Below are 24,173 nucleotides of genomic sequence, written 5' to 3'. Positions count from 1 at the left end.
CGACCTTAGCCCGCCGGGACAAACGGGCGGCGCCCGGCAGGGAGACCCTGCCGGGCGCCGCGTGCCGATCAGAGATCAGCCGTTGGGGAAGAGCCGGCCGTAGTCCGCGTACCCCATCGCGAGGTCGGACTGCGCCCAGAACCGGTGGTAGTTGAAGACCGGGGCCGGTCCGCCGTCCAGGTACGCCTGAACCTTGGCCCAGTCCTTGTCCTTCTTGTAGAACGACCGGATGTCCAGGAAGGTCTTTCCGGGAGCGATCTGGTCACCGTTCGGCATGGTGCCGCTCCAGCCCGGCGGCAGGTACAGGCCCTGGCCGGTCGCGGAGTCGAACTTGTCGTCGAACCGCTTGAAGTCCTCGCGGGTCTCCGCCACCGACACGCCCTGAGCGTCGGCGTTGGCGTTCATGCCGTCGAGCAGGCCCTTGGCGGTCGCCTTGGCGGAGGCGTTGTTCGCCTTCGCCGCGTACCAGATCAGGGTCCGGGCGTACGCCGCGGTCACACCCACGTCCTGGGTGTGGTTCGCGACCGTGACGTGCAGGTTGCTGTTGGCAGCCGGGCTGGTCGGGTTCCAGGTGGCCGGGGCGCCACGCCATTCCAGCGTGGACGGCACCTGGTAGTCCTTGCCGGTACCGATCGTGGTGTTCGCGATCGCCCACGGCACCCACTTGTCGAGCAGGGCCTTGGCCTTGGCGTTGCCGGTCTCGTGGTAGAGCTCGGCGATGCGCTGCATCGACCACACCTGCATGCCGAACCAGCTGTTGCTGCCCGGGTCGTGGTACACGGGGTGTTCGGTGTACGGCATGCCGTAGAACGTCGGCGTGCCCGACGGCGGCTGGGCGTACGCGCCGTCCCAGCTGTTCGTCGCGCCACCGGCGATGGCACCCTCGGCCGACTGCAGCCAGGTGTAGAACTCCAGCTGCCGTTCCATGCTCTTGGTCCAGTCCGCCTTCGCGGTGGAACCCTTCATCGCCGAGGACAGTTCCGGCGTGTTGACCAGGGCCCACGCCGCGAACGGGTTCTGGTAACCGAAGTGGGCGTGGCTGGAACCGATCCGCCACGACCAGCCGGCCGCCGGGTCGGTCGCGCCGCCCCAGGCGTAGTACCAGGACATCAGGTAGTGCGCCGAGTCCTTGCCGGTGCCGGCCGCACACGAGTTCGGGTTGACGCAGTTGCCGATCTTCTTGAAGTACTTGTCGAACATCGCGTACCGCAGGTAGTCACCCATCTTGGCCGCCTTGGCGACGGTGGCGGCGACGTCGGCCTGCTTGTTCTGCTCCTTGGCCCACTTCAGCGCCCAGTACGCGGCCTGCACGGCGCGGGCGTCGGCGTCCGGGGCGTTGGTGTACTTCCACTGCTTCGCCGGGGTGCCCGAGTCCTTGATCGAGATGTCCAGGAACCCGTTCGGGCCGCCGTGCGCGAACGTCTCGCAGGACGGCTGCGGCACGGTCTCCCACACCGACTCCTGCGGCCCACGCTGGAACGTGTTGATGTAGGCCGGCTTGGTGGTCTCGTCGCCGCAGCGGCCGAAACCGTAGGTGTTGTCGACGTCGAGCAGCCAGTGCATGCCGTAGATGTCGCCGGTGCCGTAGGCGGACTGCAGCTCGCTGCGCAGCGGGTCCTTACCCACCGGGACGCTCTGCTGCAGCGCCGACGGGTACTGGTCGGGCCGGTTGTACTCGGCGGCGTACTGCGGGGTGCCGTCCACGCCCGCGGTGGGCTGGTCGGCGTGGGACGGGATGATGTACTTCTCCATCACGGTCCACGAGTTGTTGAACGGGGCCCAGTTCTGGGTGACCCGGCCGTACTGCGCCTCGAGCCAGATCCAGAAGCTGAACGCCTCGGACGTGGTCTCGTGGCCGTGGTCCGGCGCCTCGACGATCAGCGTCTCGATGGAGTGGTACGGCACGCCGTCCGGGCTGAAGTACCCGGAGTTCTTGATCTTGCCGTACTGGTCCAGGAAGCGCTCGGTGTACTCGTCCGCGGCGCCGCCCGGTGCGTCGTCGTCCATCTCGGTGGCGGTGATCGCCAGCGGCGCGTAGCCGGTGGCCGTCGCCGTGATGGTGGCGGTGCTGCTCACGGTGTCCTCGTCCTGGGCCGCCGCCACGTTCACGGTGACGCCGGTGTTCCAGTTGGACGAGGTCAGCGTGGAAGCGGTCGCCGTCGCCGTGATGTCGGCGTCGCCGGTACGGGCCAGGCCGACCGACACGCTGGCGCTGGGCGCGGCGCTGAGCTTGAGGTTGACCGAGGCGGTGCCGCCCTCGGCGACGCTCACCGAGGAGGGCGTGGCGATCAGGGCCGGGCCGGAGGCACCGGTGACCGTGAACGCCCGCTCCGAGGTCACCGCGGCGCCGGCGTTGTCGTACGCCTTGGCCTGCACGGTGTAGTCACCGGCCGGCAGATCCTCGAGCGTGTAGGTGTACGGCGCGGTGGTGTCGGTGTTGATCAGCAGGCCGTTGCGGTAGAACTCGACCTTGCTGATCGTGCCGTCCGCGTCGGCGGGGTTCGCGGTCAGCGGCACGTCGGCCGGCGCCTCGAACGGTCCGGCCGGCAGGCCGAGCGACACCGACGGCGCCTGGTTGGTGGGTGCGCCACCGCAGGCCACGCCGTTCAGCGTGAACGCCGTCGGCTTCGGGTTGGCGCCGCTGTGGGTGCCGTTGAAGCCGAAGCTGATCGAGCCGTTGGCCGGCACGCTGCCGTTCCAGGCCGCGTTGGACGCGGTGACCTGGCTGCCGGACTGGGTGACAGTGGACGACCACGCCTGGGTGACGCGCTGGCCGCTGTTCGGGAACGTCCATCCGAGGTTCCAGCTGGTGAGCGGGTCACCGAGGTTCCGGATGGTGACGTCCGCGGTGAAACCGTTGCCCCAGTCGTTGGTGGCGTACACGACGTCACACGAGACGGCCGCGTGCGCCGCCATGGGCACGCTCACCACCCCAGCGGTGACCAGCACGCCGGCCGCGACGTAAGCCGCGCGGCGTCTCATTCTGTCAAGTCTCATTGCGTTCGTGGTCTCCTCGAGAGAGCGCGCCTTCGACGTGGCCGGGGCCACGAGGACAGGGAAAGGCGCGGGGACGGTCTCGGTCCGCACCGCGCCGGGGCCGGCGGATGCGGCGGTGCGGGGTGCCGGTCCGGGAAACCCGGAAGCCCTCGGCCACCCGTGCGGGGGGTCAGCTCCCTCTCGCGATATCGACAGCCTTCCATGGGAGCGCTCCCATATCAAGATGGACAGACGGGGTATTTCCGGTGACCAGCACGGGGGCGGCCGGGATTTCGCTATGTTTCAAACTCGTGTGCAGGCTTTGACAACCCGGTGACGACGGTTACAGTCACGGACAACACATGGGAGCGCTCCCATGTGGTCCATCGAGGTTCCGGCAGGTTTCCGGCAGGAAGGGAGGCCGACGCTACCCACCACCGCGTGGCCGGCTCCCGCGCGAGATCGCACACGGCCGGGACGAGGGTCGCCCTCCTCGTCCCCGACCCCGCACCCCATAACCGACACCCACCGACCCGGTTGCGACCCGGGCCGTCAGTCCGCGGCGACCGTCGAGTCCCGCGTGGCCGCGATGCTGCCCAGCAGCCGCAGGCCCTGCGCCGCCGGCGAGCCCGGCTCCGCGTGGTAGACCACCAGCTGCTGCCCCGGCGCCGACCGCACATCGAAGGTCTGCATGCGCAGCGTCAGCTCACCGACCTCGCCGTGCACGAACGTCTTCACCTCGGCCCGCTTGCCCCGGGCCTCGTTCCGCTTCCACAGCCGGACGAACTCGGCGCTCTCCTCCCGCAACTCCCGCAGCACCCGGGCGATCCGCGGATCGTGCGGAGTGGCGCCCTCGGCGAGCCGGAACCCGGCCACCGTGTTCACCGCGGCGGCCGGCCAGTCCCGGTAGAACGACCGGGCGAACGGGTCCAGGAACATGTTCAGCACCAGGTTCTCCGAGTAGGTGAACCCGGCGAACAGCGCCGCGCCGAGCCGGTTGCGGGCCAGCACGTCGTACGCCCGGCCGAGCACCAGCGCCGGGTTGTCCGGCCAGCCGTCCAGCAGCTGCCGCAGGTCCGGGTCCACCCGTTCCGGAGCCGCCACCGGCGGGCGCGGACCGAGCCCGGCCAGCCGGTACAGATGCCGGCGGCCGTCGTCGTCCAGGCGCAGCGCGGCACCGAGCGCGTCCAGCACCTGCGCCGACGGATGGCGCTCGCGCCCCTGCTCGAGCCGGATGTAGTAGTCCACGCTCAGGCCGGCGAGCAGCGCGACCTCCTCCCGCCGCAGCCCGGCGACGCGGCGGGTGCCGCCCGCGGGCAGGCCGGCCTGGCCGGGGGTGACCGCGGCGCGGCGGCCGCGCAGGTAGTCGCCGAGCGGACTGGAAGCCATGACCCGATGGTAGGCAGGCACCGGCACCGCCCGGCTGGGTGCGACACACCCAGGGACCCGTCACCGGTACACCAGCGTCGTTGTCCGGCACTCAGAACGACGCCGGTGTTCCACTGGAGCGCTCCACTGGAACACCACCGTCCGCCCGCGGCGACACCACCCGCAACTGCAGCATCGCCGCGAACCTGGCCTCCGGATCGGCGAGGTCGATGCCGCCGATCTCGGCCAGCCGGCGCAGCCGGTACCGGAACGTGTTCGGGTGCACGTACAGCGCCGACGCCGCCGCGATCACGTCGCCGAACGAGTCCAGCCACGTGCGCAGCGTCTCGACCAGGTGGGTACGGTGCCGCTCGTCGTACGCCGCCAGCCGCGCCACCGCACCGGTCGGCCGGTCGCCGCGCGCCGCCACCAGGTCCCGCAGTTCCAGCAGCAGCGCCTCCACGTGCACGTCGGCCAGTGTGGCCACCCGCCGCGGTCCGTCGCCGGTCCGCAGCACCCGCAGGGCCCGGTCGGCGCTGGCCCGCGCGGCCGCCAGCCCGGCCACGTCCGGTGCCACCGGCCCGACGCCGGCCACCGCACGGACCCGGGCGCCGACCCGGTCCAGGAAGTCGGTGGCGATCCGCACGGCACGCTGCTCGCCGTCCGCCTCGGCGGCCACCGGGACGAGCCCGTACGCCACGTCGCCGATCAGCGCCGCGGAGCAGCGCGGGTGCACCGCGGACAGGTGCATGGCGAACGCGTCGGCCAGCCGCTCCCGCTCGGTGATCAGCTCGGCGGAGGGGTCCGGTGCGTCGACGAGGGCCAGCGCCAGGACGGTCACCGGCTGGTCGGCCAGGCCGAGCCGGTGCAGCGCCTCGCGGGCGCCGGTGCCGCCCTCCAGTGCGGTGCTGAGCAGGTCCGCGCGCAGCCGGCGCTGCACGTCCGCGCCGGCCCGGACGCGCAGCAGGTGCAGGGCCACCAGCGGGGCGGCGTCGGCCAGGGCCCGCATCCGCTCGTCGCTGAGCGGGCCGCGCACCGCCGCCCAGATCGACCCGAGGATCTCGTCGCCGGCCCGGACCGCGACCGCGACCCGGGGCAGCGAGGCCTCGCCCCGCTCGGCCACCACGGGCTCCAGGTAGACCGGCCCGGCGCTGCGGTACAGGGTCTGGAACGTGCCGCGCTCGGTGAGCAGGCGGGCGTACCGTTCGGGCACCTGCCGGCCCAGGATGGTCGCCACCCGGGACGGATCGGCCTCGTCCTGGCGGCCGGAGAAGGCCAGCACCCGGGAGCTGCGGTCCTCGATGGTCACCGGCGCGTCGAGCAGCGCGGCGACCGCGTTGGCGAGCGCGAACAGGTCGCCGGACGGCACGCCGCCGAGCGTCTCCGGGCCGGCGTCGCCGATGTCGCCCTCGGCGAGCAGTCCGCGCAGCAGGGCGGCCAGTTGCGCCCAGGACGCACCCGGGGCCAGCCCGAGCAGCGCCACCCCGCTGTCCGCCACCGCGGCGGCGAGATCCTCCGCCGGAGCGACCGGCCCGGTGGCGACCGGCCCGACCTCAACCGGCCCGGCCTCGACCGGCCCGACCGGCGCCGGGACGCCCGCCGCCGGGACCGGGGCGCGCACCACCAGGCCGGCCGCGCCGTGCCGGCCCAGCGCGCGCAGCAGCCCGGCGATCCCGGCCGGGTCGCGCAGCCCGACGCCGAGCACCAGCGCGTGCCGCGGCAGCACCGGTTCCTCGAGCGGGTCGTGGATGGCCACGCCGCCGATCACCCCGGCGGCGTCCGGGTCGCCGTGCACGAGGTCCAGCAGGGTGGCGCCGAGGTCGTCGAGGACCCGGCGCAGGCTGGTCGGAGGTCGCAGATTCCCGGTGGCCACGGGTCCACCGTAGGGCGGTGCGGGCGTTACGGCGTCAGCCACTCGGTGCTCGTGGTCACCTCGTCGAGCGCCGCCGGGAGCGGTTCGACACCGATGCCCGGGCCGGTCGGCACGTCGAGGTGCCCGTCGGCCAGCACGAACGGCGCGGTGACGTCGGTGCGGTAGTAGCGGTCCGAGGCGGAGGTGTCGCCGGGCAGGGTGAAGCCGGGCAGCGCGGCGAGGGCCACGTTCGCGGCCCGGCCGATCCCGGTCTCCAGCATGCCGCCGCACCACACCGGCACGCCGTGCGCGGCGCACACGTCGTGGATGCGGCGGGACTCCAGGTAGCCGCCGACCCGGCCGGGCTTGATGTTGACGATCTGGCAGGCGCCGAGCGTGATCGCGTCGGCGGCGGCGCGGGCCGAGGTGATCGACTCGTCCAGGCAGATCGGGGTGCGCACCTGCCGGGCCAGGCGGGCGTGGCCGAGCAGGTCCTCCTCGTCCAGGGGCTGCTCGATGAGCAGCAGATCGAACGGGTCGAGCCGGGCGAGCCGGGGTCCGTCACCCGGGGTGTACGCGGTGTTCGCGTCGACCTGCAGCAGCACGTCGTCGCCGAACCGCTCGCGGACCGCCCGGACCGGCTCGACGTCCCACCCGGGCTGGATCTTCAGCTTGATCCGCAGATAGCCCTCGGCCAGGTAGCCGCCGACCGCGTCCAGCAGCTCACCGATCGAGTCCATGATGCCGACCGAGACGCCGGCCGGTACCCGGTCGTGCACCGCGCCCAGTTCCCGGGACAGCGGCCGGCCCTCGGCCCGCAGCTCGGCGTCCAGCACCGCGGTCTCCAGCGCCGCCTTGGCCATCCGGTGCCCCTTGAACCGGTGCAGGGCCGGTCCCACCGCGGCGGCGTCGAGACGGCGGTACCCGGTGAGCGCCGGCACCAGGAACCGGCGCAGCACGTCGGCGGCCGCGTCGACGTACTCCGACGAGTACAGCGGGTCCGCCATCGCGACGCATTCGCCCCAGCCCTCGGCGACGTCCGTGACCGCCCGCAGCAGCAGGATGTCGCGGGACGTCTCGGTGCCGAACGACGTCCGGAACGGTGCCACCAACGGCATCCGGATCCGGCGCAACTCCACCCCGGTCAGCTTCATGCCTCGGTCCTCTCGCGCGTGACGACGTACCATCCGGTCCGGTCGAAGCCGGTGATCCGGCCCCCGCCGGTGAGCAACGGCCGCACCACGTCGCGGACCGCGATCCGCCACCGCCGGGCCAGGCCCGGGTCGGTGCCGCGCAGCGCGCCGACATCCGGGGGTACGGCGACCAGAACGGTCCCGCCGTCCGGCGAACCGGCCACCGGCGTGCCGTCGCCGGCGCGGTCCAGCCCGACCACCGCCCCGGCCGCGCGCAGGGCGGCGGCGTCGACGCGGCGGATCCGGCCGGCGGCGGCGTCCTCGACGTGCGGGGCGGTCAGGTCCCAGCGCACCAGCAGCCGGTCGGTCTCGTCGCCGGCGTTGATGCCGTCGAGCATGCCGCCGTAGAAGTTCGGCAGGTACTCCACCGGCTCGGCGCCCAGCTTGACCACGTTGAAGTAGGCGTTACGGGCGATCAGCGGGTCGTACGTCCAGGTGATCGCCGCGACGCCGCGGTCCAGCGCCCAGGCCCGCTGGTGCAGCTTGAGCGCGAAACCGACGTTGCGGCCACGCGCCGCCGCGGACACCCCGGCGATGTGGCTGTGCAGCTCGCGGTGCGCCGGTGCGCCGAAGAACCCGACGCCGGCGCCGACCAGTTCGCCGTCCGCGTAGGCACCGGCCACGTAGTTGCCGGCCTTGGTCAGCGCCCGCAGCAGTTCCCCGGTGACCGGCGGGTTCGTCGGGTCCGGGTGCCAGATCGCCTGGTAGAGCCGGTACACCTGGTCGAACTCGTCGAGCCCGGTGAGCGGGCGGATGCGGACCCCGGCGGCACCGGCCGCGGCCTCGGCGGCGCCGGCCGGTGACCGCAGGCCGGTGGCGGGCGGATCGGTCATGGCTGCACCATCTCCGACGGGTACGGGCGACCGGTGCGGTCGCCGGTGAGCAGGTCCGCGACGAGCGCGGTGAGCAGCGTCGCCCGCGGCGCCAGCGCATCGACCTCGACGTGCTCGTCGTCGGCGTGCGCACCGCCGCCGACCGCGCCCAGCCCGTCCAGCGTCGGAACGCCGAGGCCGGCGGTGAGGTTGCCGTCCGAGGCGCCGCCGACCGCGGCCCGGCCGGGAGCGGGCCGGCCCAGCCCGGCGGCCACCGCCACCACCCGGTCGTAGAGCGCGGCGGAGGCGTGCGCGTCGAGCGGCGGACGGTTCGGCCCACCGGTGACCTCCAGCCGCGCCCCCGGCGTCACCGGCCGCAGCGCCCGCACGGCCGCGTCCACCCGCTGCTGTTCGGCGGCGTCCCGGACCCGGACGTCGATGCTGAACTCGCCGCCGGCCGGGACCGTGTTCGAGGTGGTGCCGGCGGTCAGCATGCTGGGCACGGCGGTGGTCCCGCGTACCGGATCGGCCAGGCCCTGCACCGCGAGCACCTGGTGGGCCAGCTCCACGGCGGCGTTCACGCCGCGCTCCGGCTCCAGTCCGGCGTGGGCGGCCCGGCCGACCGCCCGCACCACGTATCCGGAGACGCCCTTGCGCTCGGTCTTGAGCGCGCCGCCCGGCGCGGACGCCTCCAGCACCAGCACCGCGTCGCACCCGGCGGCCTCCGCCTCGATCAGCGCCCGCGACGTCGACGAGCCGATCTCCTCGTCCCCGGTGACCAGCACGGTCACGCCGGCCCGGTCGGCGAGCGCGGCGACCGCGTGGAACGCCAGCACCAGCCCCGCCTTCATGTCGAAGCAGCCCGGCCCGTGCAGCACCCCGCCGGACACCCGGTAGGGCCGGGTGCGCAGCGAGCCGATCGGCCACACGGTGTCGTGGTGGCCGAGCAGCAGCACCCGGGACGGCCCGGCGCCGAACCGCCAGCGCAGATGGCTGACGCCGTCGATCACCAGCCGGTCCGGTTCGGCGCCCAGGCGGCGGGCGCCGACCCGGGCCACCACCTCGGCGCTGCGGGCCACCGCGGCCAGGTCCTCCGAGGGCGACTCGCAGGTCACCAGGTCCTCGATGTCGGTGAGCAGGTCGGGCAGCAGGGTGTCCATGTCAGGCCACCTTAGGCGTGACCCGGGCACCGAAACGCAGGTATTTCGCGCCGCCGGGCAGGGTGAGGAACAGCACCGGGACCCAGGTACGGCTGTGCGGCAGGCGTACCACGAACCGGTTCTCCGCCACCGGGGTCAGGGCCATCGTGCGGACCTTCTCCGGGGCCAGCTCGGCGAGCGGACCGGTGACCTCCAGCCGCAGCCGCAGCCCGCCCACGTCGTCGGTGACGTCGATCCGGTGGCCGGCGCGTTCGTACCGGCCCAGGTGCGCGGTGGCGTCCACCGGTACCGGGTCGGCGGGCGGCGCCAGCGGTGCCGGCATGGTCACCCCGGCGACCTCCGCGAAGACCTCGCGGTACAGGTCGTGGTACAGGTCCCGGGTGTTCTCGCCGTTGGCGAGCAGGGTGACCGCGAGCCCGGCGGCGGGCAGCAGCCACAGGTACGCGGACTGCCCGATGGTGGTGCCGTCGTGCCCGATGAGCCGGTGCCCGCCCCAGCGTCGGCGGTTCCAGCCGAGCCCCCACGAGTCCCCGAGCGTGTCCGGCTCCGGCAGGTCGACCTGCCGGGCCGCCATCTCGGCCACGCCGTCCGCGCCGAGGATCCGGGTGCCGTCCGCGGCCAGCCCGCCGGCCAGGTGCGGCCGGGCGAAGGTCAGGACGTCGCCGACCGTCGACGCGATCAGGCCGGCCGGTCCGATCGAGCGCGGCAGCATGGCGACCGGCGCCCGGACCGGTTGCCCGTCCGGTCCGGGCACGTGCCCCACCGCGACCCGGTGCAGCAGCGCCTCCTCCGGCAACGTGACGGTGTGCCGCAGGCCGAGCGGTCGTACCAGGCGGGTCCGGACCGCCTCGTCCCAGGTGCCGCCGGTGAGCTTCTCGATCACCCGGCCGGCCAGCACGAAGCCGCAGTTGCAGTAGGACCAGGTGGCGCCGAGGGGGTGGTTCTGCCCGGCCTCGGCGAGCCCGGCCACGTACCGCTCCAGCGCGTCGTCGCCGCGGCCGGTGTCGGTGAAGACGTCGCCGTCGAGTCCGCTGGTGTGGGTGAGCAGGTGCCACATGGTGACCCGCCGGGTGGCGTCGTCGTCCGCCAGGCGCAGCTCGGGCAGCACCTCCAGGAGCGGCGCGTCCAGGTCGAGGCGGCCCTCCTCGACGAGTTGCCGGACCAGCGTGGTGGTCCACACCTTGGTCTGCGAGCCGATCTGGAACAGCGAGTCGGCGGTGGCGGCCACGCCGGTGACGGTGTTCAGGACGCCGTGGGCGACCTCGATCCGCTCGTCGTCCGCGCCCGGGTGCAGCCGCAGGACGCCGAGCGCGGCGCCGGGCACCCGGTGCCGGGCCGCCAGGGCGGCGAGCCGGCGCTGCCAGTGCGCGGCGTCGAGCGGGCGCGGGCGCGGGCCGGTGGCGTCGCCGGCGTACCGCTGCACCCACCCGGCCACCCGCCGGTTCCAGTCCAGGCGGTGCGACGGCGGTCCGTCGATCACCGTCAGGTGGTCCCCGCCGGGATAGAGGACGAGTTCGGTGGGTACGTGCCGGGCCCGCAGCGCGGCGTGCCACTGCTGGGCCTGTCCCACCGGGCAGGTCAGGTCGGCGTCGCCCTGCACGATCAGCGTCGGCGTGCGGACCCGGTCCACGGCGGTGAGCGGGGACATCGCCGCGTACCGGTCCGGGTGGGTCCACGGGTGGCCGCCCAGCTCGTACCCGGCCAGGTTGTGCCCCTCGTCCGAGGTGCCGGTGAAGCTGGTCAGGTCGGCGACCACGCCGCCCGCCACGGCCGCCGCGAACCGGTCGTCCCGGCTGGTCAGGTAGCAGGTCAGGTAGCCGCCGTAGCTGTAGCCGGTGACCGCGAGCCGGTCCGGGTCGGCGAGCCCGTCGGCGACCAGCCGGTCGACCGGTTCCAGGAGGTCCCGGGCATCCGCCTCGCCCCAGGCGCCCGCCGTGGCGGTGAAGGACGCCTCCCCGTAGCCGTCGCTGCCGCGCGGGTTGAGCAGCAGCACGGTCCAGCCCCGGGCGGCCAGCTCCTGCTGGTAGAGGTGCACGTCGTCGGCCGCGCCGTGCCAGGCGTTGTGCGGGCCGCCGTGGATGTCCAGCAACAGCGGCTGGGCGCCGGTGGCGGCCGGGTCACGGATCACCCAGCCCGGCACCACCGCGCCGTCGGAGACGGGAAAGTCGCGGGGGGTACGCCGGAACCGCGCCGCCCCGCCCGGGTCGTGCCCGGACCGGACCGTCGCGGCGCCGGTGGCCAGGTCCACGGCGACCACCTCGCCGTAGGAGTCCGGGGTGGCCAGCACGGTCGCGGCGGTGTCGCCGGCCACGGACAGGCCGGACACCACCCGGCCGTCGCCGGTCAGGACCGGACGGGGCGTGCCGCCGGCCGCCGGGACCGCGTACAGGTGGGTGCAGCCGCGGTCGCGGACGCAGAACAGCACGGTGCGGCCCTGGTCGGCGAGCTGCGGCCGGGCACCCGGGTACGCCGGTCCGCCCGGCATCACGTTGCGGTCCAGCCCGGCGGTCAGGTCGGTGACCGGCCCGCCGTCGAGCGGCACGCGCAGCAGAGCGGCGTGCCCGACCGGCGCACCGGCATGGCCCACGACCAGCAGCGCGTCGTCCCCGGCCGGCCAGGCCAGCGGTCCGCCCACCCCGTCGGCGAGTCCCGCGACCGCCGGCGCCGCGGTGTCGTCGGTGACGTCGAGGACGTACACCGGCGCGCGGTACCGGACGTCGGCGTCCGGTGCGGTGGCGGCCGGGAAGGCCAGCCAGGCGGAGTCCGGCGACCAGGCCGGTTCCCCGGCGTGCCAGTCGCCGTCGGTAACCCGCCGGCACCGTCCGGTCGCGACGTCCAGCACGTGCACGTGCCTACGTCTCCCGCGGTGCAGACCGGTCCCGTCGGACCGGTAGTCCAGGCGGGCGGTGGCCACCGGCGCGGTGGCCGGGTCGCCGAGCAGGTCCACCGGCGCGGTGAACGCGATCCGGGTGCCGTCCGGGCTCCACGCCGCCGGCCCGGCGCCGAGCGGCAGCGCGGTGAGCTGATCCGGCTCGCCGCCCGCGGACGGCAGCATCCACAGCTGCGCCGGGCCGCCGGCCGGGGTACGCAGGAACGCGAGGCGGTCGCCGTCCGGGGACCAGGCCGGGTGGGTGTCGCCGGGCCCGCGGGTCAGCCGGTGCGGCTCGCCGCGGTGGGTGCCGACCCGCCAGATGCCGCGCGCGGTGCGGTCGGCGCCGGGATCCGCGGTACGCAGCACGTACGCGATCGCGGTGCTGTCCGGGGCGAGCGCCGGCTGTTCCGGCACCGCGATCGTCAGCAGATCCTCGATGCGCATGGGGACAGCGTGCCCGTACCCCTGCGGCGTGTCTTTGGTCGCCGGCACCGGGAACCGTCGCCCGGTTCGTCGGATCCGACAACGCGCCGCCCGAGGCTCAGGGGCGGGCCGGCAGGCGGATGCGCCCGGCCCCGGAGCACGGGCGCATCCGATGTCGGATCAGCAGGCCGGTCCGCGTACGAAGTTCCGCAGCACGAAGTTGGCCGGCCCCACCTGGAAGTAGCCGACACCGGCCCGGATCGGGTGCCCGGTGTACAGCTCGACCCGGGAACCGATCCGCACCGCGTACCCCTGCTCGCCCGCGGGGTTGTGGACCAGGTCGCCCCGGCTGCCGTAGATGTCCTCCAGCTGGCTCCAGGACATCCCGACCGAGGCACCGGCCGGCGAGGTGGGCGGCGTGGTCGCGGTGCCCACCTCGACCAGGCGTCCATTGCGGAACGCCAGCAGGATCACGCCGGCCCAGTCGCCGGTCGCGCCGGCGTGCACGACGTCGCAGCCGGGCTGCGGCGCGACCCAGTCGAGGAGACCGGCCGCCGCCAGCACCTCCTGCCGGGCGCCGATCCGGTACGGGCCGGCGCCCTCGACGCTGAGGACCGTGCCCGCCGGCCCGTCCAGGACGACGCCGGACGGGCCGCCGCGGGTGGCGGCCGGAGATGCGGTCGCCGGCCCGGCCGCGGTGGCGACCACGGCGAGGGCGAGCAGACCGGCGGTGACGAGATGACGGATGGACGGACGGTGCATGGTGGTTCTCCTTGTTCGGTAGGAGTTACTCACCTGGTTCGTCACGCCACCGCCGGGATCGGTTCGGTGCGGCCACTGACAAACAGCCGACAGCCGGTCAGCTGCCGTCCCGGAGGTCGGACGGCGGCGACGGCACGAACGCCAGATCGCTGAACGACACCGGGCAGCCGGGCCCGGTCGGCGACTGCACCAGGAAACCCACCCGGGCCGGCGCGTCCACCGGAAGCGCCACCAGCGTGAAGTACCGGACCAGCCGCCACCAGGTGCCGTCGGTGGACGCATGGCAGGCGAACGTGCGGCCCACCCGGGACAGGCGCAGGCGCACCGTGTTCTCGTCCAGCTCGAACGCGTTCGCGTCGTCGGAGACGCCGTTGGTGACCACGGTGACCACGCTGGGCCGCCCCTGCGGGGTGAACTCGAAGCACAGCTTCACCCAGTTCGCCTCGTCGACGTACACGGTCAGCACGCCGGCGTCGAAGGCGCTGGCGAAGCCGACGGTGACCGTCGCGGACAGCTGGAAGTCGCCGGTGACGCTGCCCAGCAGGCGGGGTGCGTCCGGGCGTTCGCCGTCGGTGGCCGGGTCGACGAACAGGTCGCTGCGGGGCGGCGCCTCGGCGGCGAGCGTGCCGTCCCGGTAATGCCAGGCGACCTCGGGACCGTCCGCGGTCAGGACGAACGGCAGCGCGTCAATCTCATGGGTACGGGGCATGCGCGAAACCGTACCGCCACGATCAGCTCAGCGGGGGTAGGTGCTGCGGGTGGTCGAGCACGTCGCGGAACAGGTCGCCGCGCTCGGCCAATCTGGACACCACGGTACGGATGGTGAACCCGTCCGGCCGCAGCGCCGGGTCGTCCAACTCGTCCCAGTCGATCGGCGCGGACACCGGGGCACCCGGCGCCGGGCGCGGACTGTACGGCGCCACCAGCGTCTTGTTGATCGCGTTCTGGGTGTAGTCCAGACGGGCCAGGCCGTCCCGGTCGGTGCGCTGCCACTTCCAGCTGATCAACTCGGGCACCACCGCACCGACCGTCCGGGACAGCCGTTCCACCCACGCCCGGGTCTCGTCGAAGCTCGGGCCCGCGGCGATCGGCACCCAGATCTGGATGCCCCGCCGGCCGGTCACCTTCGGCCGGGCGGTCACCCCCAGATGCTGGAAGGCGGTGCGGTGCAGGCGGGCCAGCACCAGCAGATCGTCCCAGGAGGTGGTGCCACCCGGGTCAAGATCGATGAGTGCGTACGTGGGACGGTCCGGCGCGTCCACCCGCGACGTCCACGGATGCCATTCCAGGGCGCCGAAGTTGGCCGCCCACACCAGCGCGGCCGGCTCGTCGACCACCAGATAGGTGCGCGTCTCCCCCGGGTCGGCGTCCGGGTTGTCCCAGCGCGGCACCCACTCCGGCGCGTGCCCCGGCAACTCCTTGTGCCAGAAACCCTTGGTCTGCGCGCCGTTCGGGAACCGGTGCAGGTTCAGCGCCCGCCGGCTCAGGTACGGCAGCAGCGTCGGGGCGATCTGCGCGGTGTAGCGCAGCAGGTCCCGCTTGGTGACCGGGTCCTCCCCCGGCCGCGGCGGGAACAACACCTTGTCGAGGTTCGTGACCCGCACCCGGCGCCCGAACACCGGCCACGTCCCGGCCGCCGGAAGGTCGTCCAGCGCGGCCAGTTCCGCCGCGGTGACGGGCGGCGCCCGGAGCACGACCGCGGCCCGGGCGGCCGGCACACCGGACCGCCACAGCCGGTCGGGGTCCGCCTTGACCTCGTCGTTGGTACGCCCGGTCAGCACCGACCACGGCCGGTCCTCGGCGTCCCAGCCCGTCTCGGCGTACTCGTCGCGCTTGTGCATCAGCAGCCAGCCGTCCCTGCCGGACCGGCCGGCGTGCGTCCGGACCAGCGCGAACCGCCCGCGCAACTTCTCGCCGTGCAGGTCGAAGTGCAGCTCCCCGTCGGCCACCGCCTGCCGCGGATCGGCGTCCGCGCCGCGCCGGTGAGCGTGCGGCTCCCAGGTGCCGACGTCCCAGACCACGACGTCGCCGCCGCCGTACTGGCCGGCCGGGATCACGCCCTCGAAGTCGAAGTACTCCAGCGGATGGTCCTCGACGTGGAACGCGGCACGCCGCACCCCCGGGTCCAGGGTCGGGCCCTTCGGCACCGCCCAGCTCACCAGCACCCCGTCGATCTCCAGGCGGAAGTCGTAGTGCAGGCGGGTGGCCCGGTGCCGCTGCACCACGAACCGCCGCGCACCGACGGCGGCCGCCGCCACCCGTCCCGCGGGTTCCGGGGTGCGGGCGAAGTCGCGTTTCCGCCGGTACGTCGTCAGCCGGTCCGACGGCTCCGGTGCGGCGCGGCGTGTGGGCACGGCCAGGTAATACCCACCGGCGCGCGGTGCTACCGCCCGGACCGCGCCGCGTGCCGCTCCCGCTTCGTGACGTTCGCCCGGTGGCGCTATCCGGCGGCCGCGGCGCCTGCCGCCCGGACCAGCGCCATGGTCTGCTCGATCGTCTGGGCCCGGTCGGCCGCGAACGCCTGGTCCAGGACGATCAACGGGTCGGACGGGTACACCAGCGCGGAGATGTGCAGGTGCCCGCCGGCGACGTCGGTCGCGCCGAGCGCCAGCCGCAGCCGGTTGGAGCGGTACATGCTCTCGTTCGACAGATAGTCGCCACCACCACCGGAATGCGCCTGCGAACCGGGCGTCGGGCCCCGGCTGTGGCAACTGATCCCGGCCGGGTCCGGCCGGTCCCCGGCGGCCCACTCGCACAGCTGCGGGTTCAGCCGGACCGGCCACGGCGTGGTCCCGGCCGCGATCATCTGGGCGGCCGGCAGCGTGGTCTCGATGAACTCGGGCTGCGGCTGGGGTTGCGGCCACCCCGCCGCCGGCGGCACGAGTTCCGCCTCGCCCTCGTTGTTGTTGTCCAGGCCGCCGCCCCGCCACGCGCCGGCCCACTGCTCGATGTTCATGGTGCCGCGCAGTCCCTGGCTGATCGTCATGATCAGGTCGGCGCGCTGCGGCGACTCCGGAAGCAGATGCGGCCCGAACGCCTCCTCGACGATGCCCGCGTCGAACCCGCTCCAGGTGACCGGCAGCGCCACCGCCTCGATCCGGACCAGCCGGTTGCCGACCCGGTACTGCGTGCCGTCCAACTGCAGCACGGACGCGCCGGACGGGTTGGACCGGCGGATCTCGTTGTTCAACTGGTACGGGTCGAAGCCGCTGACCAGGACCCGGGTGACGGCGGTGCGCCCGGGGAAGTCGGTGGAGAACACCCCGCGGGCCGCGTACTCGAACGCCCGCACCAGCGTGGCGCGCACCTCGTCGGACACCGGGAAGGCCGGCCGCCACTGGCGCAGGTCCCGGGTGCCCATCAGCCGGGCCCAGTACAGCGGCCGGTCGTCGTACCTCTCGATCGTGCCCATCCAGCGCGTGCCCTGCGCGCGTTCCACCGCGGTCTGCCAGAGCACCGCGCCACGCAACCGGGCCAGCTGCTCGGCGGCCGATGTGGACTTGGCGCGGCACAGGTCGGCGGCGAGCCGCTCCACGTACGTGTTGAACCCGCCCGCCTCCACCAGCGCATACGGCACCCGTTGTCCGCCCGGCAGGGCCGGGGTCTCGATGCGACCCTCCTCATAGGTGACCGGGGCGGCGCGGTCGAAGCAGTTGGTCGGCGCGCCGGTCCGGGCCAGGGCGGCGCCCGGCGCGGCGGCGAGAAGGACGGCGACCGCGGCGGCGGTGAGGAGGCGCGCTGCGGTGCGCAACGGAGCGGTCATGCGGCTACCTCCGGCACGAAGAGCATCGAACCATGACGATAGCGGTCCGGAGCCTCCCGGCGCACCGCCCGCACGCCCACCCGACAGATCCAGTTCCGCACGCCGAGCGGCGGCGGCCGGTGTTGCGGTGGGGACGTTGGTGTACCAGTGGAGCGCTCCAGTGGTACACCAACGTCGTCATGAGCGCCGGATAACCGCTGTGGTGTACCACTGAGGCGGCCGGCCGGAGGGTCGCGGACCGGGCGCCGGCACCACCACTTCCTCGTCGTGTCTCCGTGCGGCACCCAAACCCGTGACGGGCGTGCCGCCCCGCCGACTCCCGCCCCCGGGCGTGTGTGGAGGAACGGCTCGGGTAGCGCCGCACCTCGACACGGCCCGCCGTCCCCACCCGCGCGTGCAGACCTACGGCTCGCACCGCACCGCAGCGCAACACACCCCGTCGCCCCAACCCGCGCGTGCAGACCTACGGCTCGCACCGCACCGCAGCGCAACACACCCGGTCGCCCCAACCCGCGCGTGCAGACCTACGGCTCGCACCGCACCGCAGCGCAACACACCCCGTCGTCCCGAGCCGCGCGCGCAGGACACATGGCGCGCTCGCACCCGCGAGCCCCATGCGCCGCACCACCCGAACCCTCCCCCGAGCCTGCCTCCCGAGGTAAGCGCTTTCCTGGGCAGGGTACGCACGGCTTCATCGACTGTCAACGATGAGGTTCGGCTCTTCACAAACGCTCGAGGAATGCAAAAAACCTGCAAACGTCAATGCCTTCCCATCAATCGACACCTATGTTTCTCTGTGGTCGGGAGCCGTTCCAACGAGGGTCGACCGAAGCCGTCGATCCATCGACAGATCCGCAGTTCGCGGACGACGCGAGTCGATACCGGGCGCACGCGGGCCGAGCCGGTCCGCCAATCGACCATGCCGCTCCGCGAAATTGCAACTTCCCGCTACCGCAAAGGAGCACACAGTAATGTCTGGCCGTATTCAAAAGGTCGTGAAGTACGCCTCCGCCGCCGCCGTCCCCGTCCTGCTCGCCGTCGGTGTCGTCGGGGTCGCCCACGGCGGGACCGCCGCGCCGCCGCAGACCTTCGGGGTCCTCGACCTCGTCGGCTGGGCCACCCAGAACGGCGGCACCACCGGCGGTGGCAACGCCGCTGCCACCACGGTGACCAGTGCGTCCGCGCTGACCTCGGCGGTCGGCGCGACCGCGCCGGCGGTCATCCGGGTATCCGGCACCATCAGCTGCTCCGGCATGCTGCGGGTGCGGTCCGACAAGACCATCATCGGGAACGCGGGCGCCACCATCTCCGGCTGCGGCCTGAACGTCAACGGCGACCGTAACGTCATCATCCGCAACATCACGTTCCGCGGCTGGAACGACGACGCCATCAACGTGCAGGAATCGGCGACCAACATCTGGGTCGATCACAATTCCTTCACCGGCGGCAAGGACGGCGCGGTCGACATCAAGCGCGGGTCGGACTTCATCACGGTTTCCTGGAACCGGGTGTTCGGCCACGACAAGTCAATGCTGCTGGGCCACAGCGACGACAATGCGAGCCAGGACCGCGGACATTTGCGGGTCACGTACCACCACAACTGGTTCGACGCGTCGACGCAGCGGCACCCGCGAGTCCGGTTCGGTAACCCGGTGCACGTCTACAACAACTACTACTTCAACAACAGCGGGTACGGCGTGGCCTCCACCGAGGGCGCCGGCGTACTCGTCGAGGCGAACTCGTTCGAGAATGTCGAAGACCCGTTCCACCTGGGCGAAGGCGACTCCGGCCCGGGCAGCCTGGTGGCGCGCAACAACCAGCTGGTGAACTCGGGCTCCGGGCAGACCGGTGGCAGCGTCGCCTCGATCCCCTACTCGTACACCCCTGACGCCGCCGCGAACGTCAAGTCCGTCGTGACCGCGAACGCCGGCGCCGGCCGCATCTCGCTCTGACCCCCACCCCCACGGCGCGGGGGTGCCCCCCCGGCCCCCCCCCCCCCCCCCCCCCCCCCCCCCCCCCCCCCGGGCGGGGGTGCCCCCCGGCCACCCCCCCGCCACCACGTCGACCCCGCCGACCGCGGCGGGCGGGTCAGGCCGGCACGGACGGGAGGGCGGCCATGGCCGCCGCAACCGCGTCGTCGGACAGGGCGTGGTCGACCATGTCGCCGGCCAGGAAGCGCCCGTACGCGGGCAGGTCCAGGTGGCCGTGGCCGCAGAGCGCGGTGAGGATGACCTTCGGCTCGCCGGTCTCCTTGCAGCGCAACGCCTCGGAGATGCAGGCGGCCAGCGCGTGGGTCGGCTCCGGGGCCGGGATGATGCCTTCGGTACGCGCGAACGTCACCCCCGCCTCGAAGCACTCCCGCTGCGTCTTGGCCACCGCCTCGATCAGGCCCAGCTCGTACACGTGCGAGAGCAACGGGGACATGCCGTGGTAGCGCAGGCCGCCGGCGTGGATCGGATCGGGGATGAAGTCGTGGCCCAGCGTGTGCATCTTCATCAGCGGGGTCATTCCGGCGGTGTCGCCGAAGTCGTACGCGTACACGCCCTTGGTCAGCGACGGGCAGGCGGTCGGCTCGACCGCGCGGATCACCGGGTCCATCCGGCCGGCCAGCTTCTCGCGCAGGAACGGGAACGCCAGCCCGGCGAAGTTGGAGCCGCCGCCGGTGCAGCCGACGATCACGTCCGGCCGGGCGTCCACCTTGGCGAGCTGGGCGAGCGCCTCCTCGCCGATCACGGTCTGGTGCAGCAGGACGTGGTTGAGCACGCTGCCCAGCGCGTAGTTGGTGTCGGCGTGCTGCACCGCCACCTCGACCGCCTCGCTGATCGCGATGCCCAGCGACCCCGGCGAGTCCGGGTCGGCGGCGAGCACCCGGCGGCCGGCCTCGGTGCGGTCGGACGGTGACGGGTGGATGGTGCCGCCGAACGTCTCGATCATGATTTTCCGGTACGGCTTCTGATCGTAGGACGCCCGGACCTGCCAGACCTCGCACTCCAGTCCGAACTGCGCGCTGGCGAACGCGAGCGCGGTGCCCCACTGTCCGGCGCCGGTCTCGGTGGTCAGCCGCCGGATACCGGCCGCCGCGTTGTAGAACGCCTGCGGCACCGCCGTGTTGGGCTTGTGCGAGCCGGCCGGCGAGACGCCCTCGTACTTGTAGTAGATCCGGGCCGGCGTGCCGAGCAGGCGTTCCAGCCGGCGGGCGCGGAACAGCGGCGACGGGCGCCACAGCCGGTACACGTCCAGCACCTCGTCGGGGATGGGAACGTACCGTTCGGTGGTCACCTCCTGCTCGATCAGCGCCATCGGGAACAGCGGGGCGAGGTCGTCCGGGCCGACCGGCTGCCGCGTCCCGGGGTGCAGCACCGGCGGGGGCGGGCTGGGCAGGTCCGGGATGATGTTGTACCAGCGGCGCGGCATCTCCGCTTCGGACAGCAGGATCTTGGTGGCGGCGTGGTCCGCTTCCTGGGTCATCGTCCGATCATCGGCCATTGCGGACCGGCGCCGGCGGCAATTCACCCCCGTTGCGCGGGGGAAACGTGCAGCCGTGGGCGACGGACGGCCGGATCCGGCACCCGGTCGCTCCGCGTGCCGGGCCGGTGCCGCAGCATGGGCGGATGCGAGAGGTGCTGGAGATTCGCGTGCACGGGGTGTCCAACACCCCGCCGGAGTCGATGTTGCGGGAACGCTGGCTCGGCGACGCCCCGCCGGTACGCCGGTGCGCGGGCGACGAGCAGACCGGCTTCTACCGGCGCTGCGCGGACGACGACCGGGCCGGACTGGTGACCGAGGCGTACAGCTGGGGTCAGCTCACCTCCGGCCACCGGACCCGGAAGGATCTGCAGCGTGCCGGTTGGGCGCTGCTGCTGCCGTTCGCGTTCGTCAACGTCGCGCTCTGGGCCCGTCCGGAGATCTCCCGCTCGCGCCGGTCCGAGGCGGCCGCGTTCGGAGTCCGGGTGCTGGCCGTGACGCTGACCGTGACGCTGGTGCTGGCCGCCGCGGGGGCCGGCATGGACCAGGTGGGCTGGCAGTGCCGGGACGGCTGCCCGCGGACCGTGCCGGGCACCGGGTTCCTGACCGAGGGCACGTTCTGGTCGGCGGGGCTGCGGCCGGTCGCGGTGGGCATGCTGGCGCCGGTCCTGGTGCTGGCCGGTCTGTGGGTGCTGGCCCGGCGCTCGTTCGTGTACGAGGCGGAGATCCCGACCTCGGCGCCGCCCCGGGACGCCGGCACGCCGTTGGAGGAGCCGTACTTCTGGAGCGGTGAGGAGCAGGTCCGGCATCTCACCGTGGTGCACGCGGCGGCGGCGCTGGCGTCGGTGGCGGGCGTGGCCGCGCTGGCCGGTCTGCTGGTGGACGGCCGCCCGGGTGCCGCCCAGCCCGGCGCGGTGGCCGGCGCGTTCGGTGTGGCGGCCGCCGCCGGCGCGCTGGCCGCGTTCGCGCTGGTGCTGGTGTCGCTGCTGACGCCGGGCGTCCGGGACCGCGCCGCCACGTCCGGTGGCCACAGGTGGCGGGGCGCCGCGCTGTGGTGCGCGGTCGGGGCGCTGCTGGCCGCGCTGGTGTTCCTGCTGGTTCCGGCGCGGCCCACGGTGCCGCTGGTCCCGGCGGGCGGCCCGCCGGAGCCGCTGCCCGGGTTCGGCCCGGTGGGTCAGTGGCTGTTCGTCGGGCAGTTCGTCCTGATCCTGCTGCTCGGCGCGCTGGTCTCGGCCCGCTGGCGGACGGCCGTGATCGGTGCGGCGGCGCTCGGCGGGCTCGCCCTGGCGGTCTCCGGCGTGACCACGGACTGGTCCCGGCAGACGCTGTTCCGGGTGGTCGCCGGGCTGGCCCTGGGCGCCGCGGCGGTGGCGGTCGCGGGCCGCCGGGCCCGCGACGAGACGCACTCCAGCCCGATCTGGGGCGGCCGGTCCGTCGCCCTGTTCGCCGGTGCCGGCTGGGCGACCGGGACGCTGTACTCGGCGGCGGTGCTGTTCTGGGTGGCGGACTGGCTCAACGGCGGCGCCACCGTGACCAGCAGCGTGAGCCGGGTCGGCATGTCGCCCGCGCTGCTCTGGTGCGCCACCGGCCTGGTCGCCTTCGGGGTACCGGTGGCGCTGGTCGCGGCGCGGGCGGCGTGGCTGCTGCGCCGGCGCCGCCGGGAGGCGCGGGCGGCGCCGTCGTTGTCGGACCCCCGGCTGAGCCCGCACGAGCGGCGCCGGGCCCGGGACGTGGCGGCCGCGGTGGCCACCCACGAGTTCGTCGGCCGGGACGCGGTCGGGCTGCTCGGGCTGCTGGGCGCGGCGGTGCTCGGGTACGCCGCCGTCGGGGTGGCCGGCTCCGCCACCGGTCTGCCCCCGCAGGGCCTGCTGGCCGACGCCTGGCCCGGCACGCCCGGCATCCCGGTGGTCAAGTGGCTGACCGACGCCGGGAGTGTGCTCGCCGGTCTGCTGCTGGTGGGGCTGGCCGGGCTGATCGGGCTCGCCTACCGGTCCGCCGAACCGCGCCGCACGCTCGGCATGATCTGGGACCTGGCCACGTTCTGGCCGCGCGGCGCGCACCCGTTCGCGCCACCCTGCTACGGCGAGCGCGCCGTGCCGCAGCTGCTCACCCGGATCTGCCACACCGACCGCTCGATCGTGCTGGCCGGGCACAGCCAGGGCGCGGTGCTGGCCGTCGCGGCCGTGTTGCAGATGCCCGCGGACCGGCGCCGGGACGTCTACCTGCTGACCTTCGGCACCCAGCTCACCCGGCTGTACGGCCGCCTCTTCCCGGCGTGCTTCGGCGCGGACGCCCGCGTCCGGGTGAAGACCGTGCTGACCGGTGACTCGGCGGCCGCGCGCTGGCGCAGCCTGTACCGGCCCACCGACCAGCTGGGCTGGGCGATCGGCACGCCGGACGGGATCGACGTACGGGTGGACGACCCGGACCGGCTGGCCCCGACCGGCGGCGAGGTGCTCGATCCGCCGATCCGCCGGCACAGCGACTACCCCCGGTCCGCGGCGTACGGGCGGCAGCTCGGCGAGGCCGTCCTGCAGCTGCGGACCGAGGCCGCCGGGCGCGACTCCGGTCCGGTGGTGCCCACGGGCGGCGCCGACGTGACACCATGCCGGTCATGAACGGTTTGGCCGTGGCATGCCGGCGCGTCGTGCACATCTACCGCGCCGAGGCGGGGGACGTGGTCGCCCTCGCCGGCGTCGACCTGTCCATCGCTCCGGGCGAGACGCTGGCCCTGGTCGGCCCGTCCGGTTCCGGCAAGTCCACGCTGATCGCGCTGCTCGCCGGGCTGATGCGTCCCTCGGCGGGCCTGATCAGCATCGGCACCCACGACATGACCAAGCTGACCGACACCGAGATCAGCCGGCTGCGCGGCACCGACATCGGCGTGGTCCTGCAGGGCGCCGCCCGCAACCTGCTCCCGTACACCACGCTGCACCGCAACATCGCGCTCGCCCAGCGCCGCGCCGCGCACACCCGCGGCAAGACGCTGGACCACCCGGACCGGATTCTCGACCTGGTCGGCCTGCCCGGCCAGGGACGCGCGCTGCTGGCCGACCTGACCCCGGGCGGACGCCAGCGGGCGGCGCTGGCCGTCGGCATCGCCGCCGGTCCCGGCCTGCTGCTGGTGGACGAGCCGACCAGCCGGCTGGACACGCACGGCCGGGACGAGGTGCTGGACGCGCTCGACACGGTCAACGCCGAGCACCACACCACCATCGTGGTGGTCACCCACGACGACCACGTCGGCGCCCGCCTCGGGCGGGCCGTCACCATCCGGGACGGCCGGGTCGGCGCCGAGGGCCGGGACGGCCGCGACTTCGCCGTGGTGGCCGGCGACGGCACCGTCCAGCTGCCGCCCGACGTCCTGGGCAGCTACCCGCCCGGCACCCTGTTCACCGTGGAGCACGTCGACGGCGAGGTGACGCTGGTGCCCGGCGGCAGCGAACCCGCGGCCTGACCGGCACCCAGCGGATCCCGCGCGGGCCCGCCGGGGCGATCTCCCCGGCGACCGCGAGGAGCACCGCGGG

At 73.9% G+C, this 24,173-nt stretch carries 15 protein-coding genes; 3 read left to right on the top strand and 12 right to left on the bottom strand.

The genetic code is table 11. The annotated features are described in order from the left end of the window. Positions 1-75: 75 nt before the first annotated feature. From LDL48_RS15345 to LDL48_RS15290, 11 genes are all read right to left on the bottom strand, one after another. Positions 76-2,997, bottom strand: coding sequence for a glycoside hydrolase family 48 protein (locus tag LDL48_RS15345; RefSeq protein WP_225255785.1), 2,922 nt, complete (start codon positions 2,995-2,997; stop codon positions 76-78). Positions 2,998-3,528: 531 nt separating this feature from the next. After that, positions 3,529-4,365, bottom strand: a complete 837-nt coding sequence (locus LDL48_RS44205) for a helix-turn-helix domain-containing protein (RefSeq protein WP_272493055.1) — start codon at positions 4,363-4,365, stop codon at positions 3,529-3,531. A gap of 91 nt (positions 4,366-4,456) precedes the next feature. After that, positions 4,457-6,217, bottom strand: a complete 1,761-nt coding sequence (locus tag LDL48_RS15330; RefSeq protein ID WP_225255784.1) for a PucR family transcriptional regulator — start codon at positions 6,215-6,217, stop codon at positions 4,457-4,459. A 26-nt stretch (positions 6,218-6,243) separates the two neighbouring features. Further along, positions 6,244-7,350, bottom strand: a complete 1,107-nt coding sequence (menC, locus tag LDL48_RS15325) for an o-succinylbenzoate synthase (protein ID WP_225255783.1) — start codon at positions 7,348-7,350, stop codon at positions 6,244-6,246. Further along, the gene (locus LDL48_RS15320) at positions 7,347-8,222 is read right to left on the bottom strand and encodes a GNAT family N-acetyltransferase (RefSeq protein WP_225255782.1); all 876 of its coding nucleotides are present in this window, start codon (positions 8,220-8,222) and stop codon (positions 7,347-7,349) included. The genes menC and LDL48_RS15320 overlap by 4 nt, the downstream gene beginning before the upstream one ends. After that, positions 8,219-9,361, bottom strand: coding sequence for a M20 family metallopeptidase (locus LDL48_RS15315; protein ID WP_225255781.1), 1,143 nt, complete (start codon positions 9,359-9,361; stop codon positions 8,219-8,221). The genes LDL48_RS15320 and LDL48_RS15315 overlap by 4 nt, the downstream gene beginning before the upstream one ends. A 1-nt stretch (position 9,362) precedes the next feature. Beyond that, positions 9,363-12,677, bottom strand: a complete 3,315-nt coding sequence (locus tag LDL48_RS15310; RefSeq protein WP_225255780.1) for a serine hydrolase — start codon at positions 12,675-12,677, stop codon at positions 9,363-9,365. A gap of 159 nt (positions 12,678-12,836) precedes the next feature. Continuing rightward, positions 12,837-13,418, bottom strand: coding sequence for a hypothetical protein (locus tag LDL48_RS15305; RefSeq protein WP_225255779.1), 582 nt, complete (start codon positions 13,416-13,418; stop codon positions 12,837-12,839). Between the two features lie 97 nt (positions 13,419-13,515). Next, positions 13,516-14,127 carry a DUF1349 domain-containing protein gene (locus tag LDL48_RS15300; protein WP_225255778.1) on the bottom strand — a complete coding sequence of 204 codons (612 nt, stop codon included), beginning with the start codon at positions 14,125-14,127 and terminating at the stop codon, positions 13,516-13,518. Between the two features lie 22 nt (positions 14,128-14,149). Then, on the bottom strand, positions 14,150-15,772 hold the full coding sequence (locus LDL48_RS15295) for a non-homologous end-joining DNA ligase LigD (RefSeq protein WP_225255777.1): 1,623 nt from the start codon (positions 15,770-15,772) through the stop codon (positions 14,150-14,152). Positions 15,773-15,858: 86 nt separating this feature from the next. Then, positions 15,859-17,181: a PA0049 family protein gene (locus LDL48_RS15290; RefSeq protein WP_225255776.1), complete on the bottom strand. Its 1,323-nt coding sequence runs from the start codon at positions 17,179-17,181 to the stop codon at positions 15,859-15,861. Between the two features lie 971 nt (positions 17,182-18,152). Between LDL48_RS15290 and LDL48_RS15285 the strand changes: the two genes are divergently transcribed. Continuing rightward, positions 18,153-19,133: a pectate lyase family protein gene (locus LDL48_RS15285; protein ID WP_443667674.1), complete on the top strand. Its 981-nt coding sequence runs from the start codon at positions 18,153-18,155 to the stop codon at positions 19,131-19,133. A gap of 136 nt (positions 19,134-19,269) precedes the next feature. On the opposite strand, the gene LDL48_RS15280 is transcribed toward LDL48_RS15285, so the two are convergent. Continuing rightward, positions 19,270-20,649, bottom strand: coding sequence for a TrpB-like pyridoxal phosphate-dependent enzyme (locus tag LDL48_RS15280; RefSeq protein WP_225255774.1), 1,380 nt, complete (start codon positions 20,647-20,649; stop codon positions 19,270-19,272). A gap of 143 nt (positions 20,650-20,792) precedes the next feature. On the opposite strand from LDL48_RS15280, the gene LDL48_RS15275 reads away from it, so the two are divergent. Continuing rightward, positions 20,793-23,264 (top strand): alpha/beta hydrolase family protein, encoded by a 2,472-nt coding sequence (locus LDL48_RS15275; RefSeq protein ID WP_225255773.1) that lies wholly within the window; start codon positions 20,793-20,795, stop codon positions 23,262-23,264. After that, positions 23,261-24,103, top strand: a complete 843-nt coding sequence (locus tag LDL48_RS15270) for an ABC transporter ATP-binding protein (protein WP_225255772.1) — start codon at positions 23,261-23,263, stop codon at positions 24,101-24,103. The genes LDL48_RS15275 and LDL48_RS15270 overlap by 4 nt, the downstream gene beginning before the upstream one ends. The last annotated feature ends 70 nt before the right edge of the window (positions 24,104-24,173 follow it).

Source organism: Jidongwangia harbinensis, from assembly GCF_020216025.1.
GTDB classification, from domain to species: domain Bacteria; phylum Actinomycetota; class Actinomycetes; order Mycobacteriales; family Micromonosporaceae; genus Actinoplanes; species Actinoplanes harbinensis.
The sequence above is the reverse complement of the archived record's forward strand: the minus strand, read 5'-3'. Positions and strand labels throughout refer to the sequence as shown.

Bases quoted from the DNA above. Each gene is read 5' to 3' on its own strand.
- LDL48_RS15345 (WP_225255785.1), bottom strand. From the start codon at position 2,997: ATGAGACTTGACAGAATGAGACGCCGCGCGGCTTACGTCGCGGCCGGC.
- LDL48_RS44205 (WP_272493055.1), bottom strand. From the start codon at position 4,365: ATGGCTTCCAGTCCGCTCGGCGACTACCTGCGCGGCCGCCGCGCCGCG.
- menC (WP_225255783.1), bottom strand. From the start codon at position 7,350: ATGAAGCTGACCGGGGTGGAGTTGCGCCGGATCCGGATGCCGTTGGTG.
- LDL48_RS15320 (WP_225255782.1), bottom strand. From the start codon at position 8,222: ATGACCGATCCGCCCGCCACCGGCCTGCGGTCACCGGCCGGCGCCGCC.
- LDL48_RS15315 (WP_225255781.1), bottom strand. From the start codon at position 9,361: ATGGACACCCTGCTGCCCGACCTGCTCACCGACATCGAGGACCTGGTG.
- LDL48_RS15310 (WP_225255780.1), bottom strand. From the start codon at position 12,677: ATGCGCATCGAGGATCTGCTGACGATCGCGGTGCCGGAACAGCCGGCG.
- LDL48_RS15305 (WP_225255779.1), bottom strand. From the start codon at position 13,418: ATGCACCGTCCGTCCATCCGTCATCTCGTCACCGCCGGTCTGCTCGCC.
- LDL48_RS15300 (WP_225255778.1), bottom strand. From the start codon at position 14,127: ATGCCCCGTACCCATGAGATTGACGCGCTGCCGTTCGTCCTGACCGCG.
- LDL48_RS15290 (WP_225255776.1), bottom strand. From the start codon at position 17,181: ATGACCGCTCCGTTGCGCACCGCAGCGCGCCTCCTCACCGCCGCCGCG.
- LDL48_RS15285 (WP_443667674.1), top strand. From the start codon at position 18,153: ATGTCTGGCCGTATTCAAAAGGTCGTGAAGTACGCCTCCGCCGCCGCC.
- LDL48_RS15280 (WP_225255774.1), bottom strand. From the start codon at position 20,649: ATGACCCAGGAAGCGGACCACGCCGCCACCAAGATCCTGCTGTCCGAA.
- LDL48_RS15275 (WP_225255773.1), top strand. From the start codon at position 20,793: ATGCGAGAGGTGCTGGAGATTCGCGTGCACGGGGTGTCCAACACCCCG.
- LDL48_RS15270 (WP_225255772.1), top strand. From the start codon at position 23,261: ATGAACGGTTTGGCCGTGGCATGCCGGCGCGTCGTGCACATCTACCGC.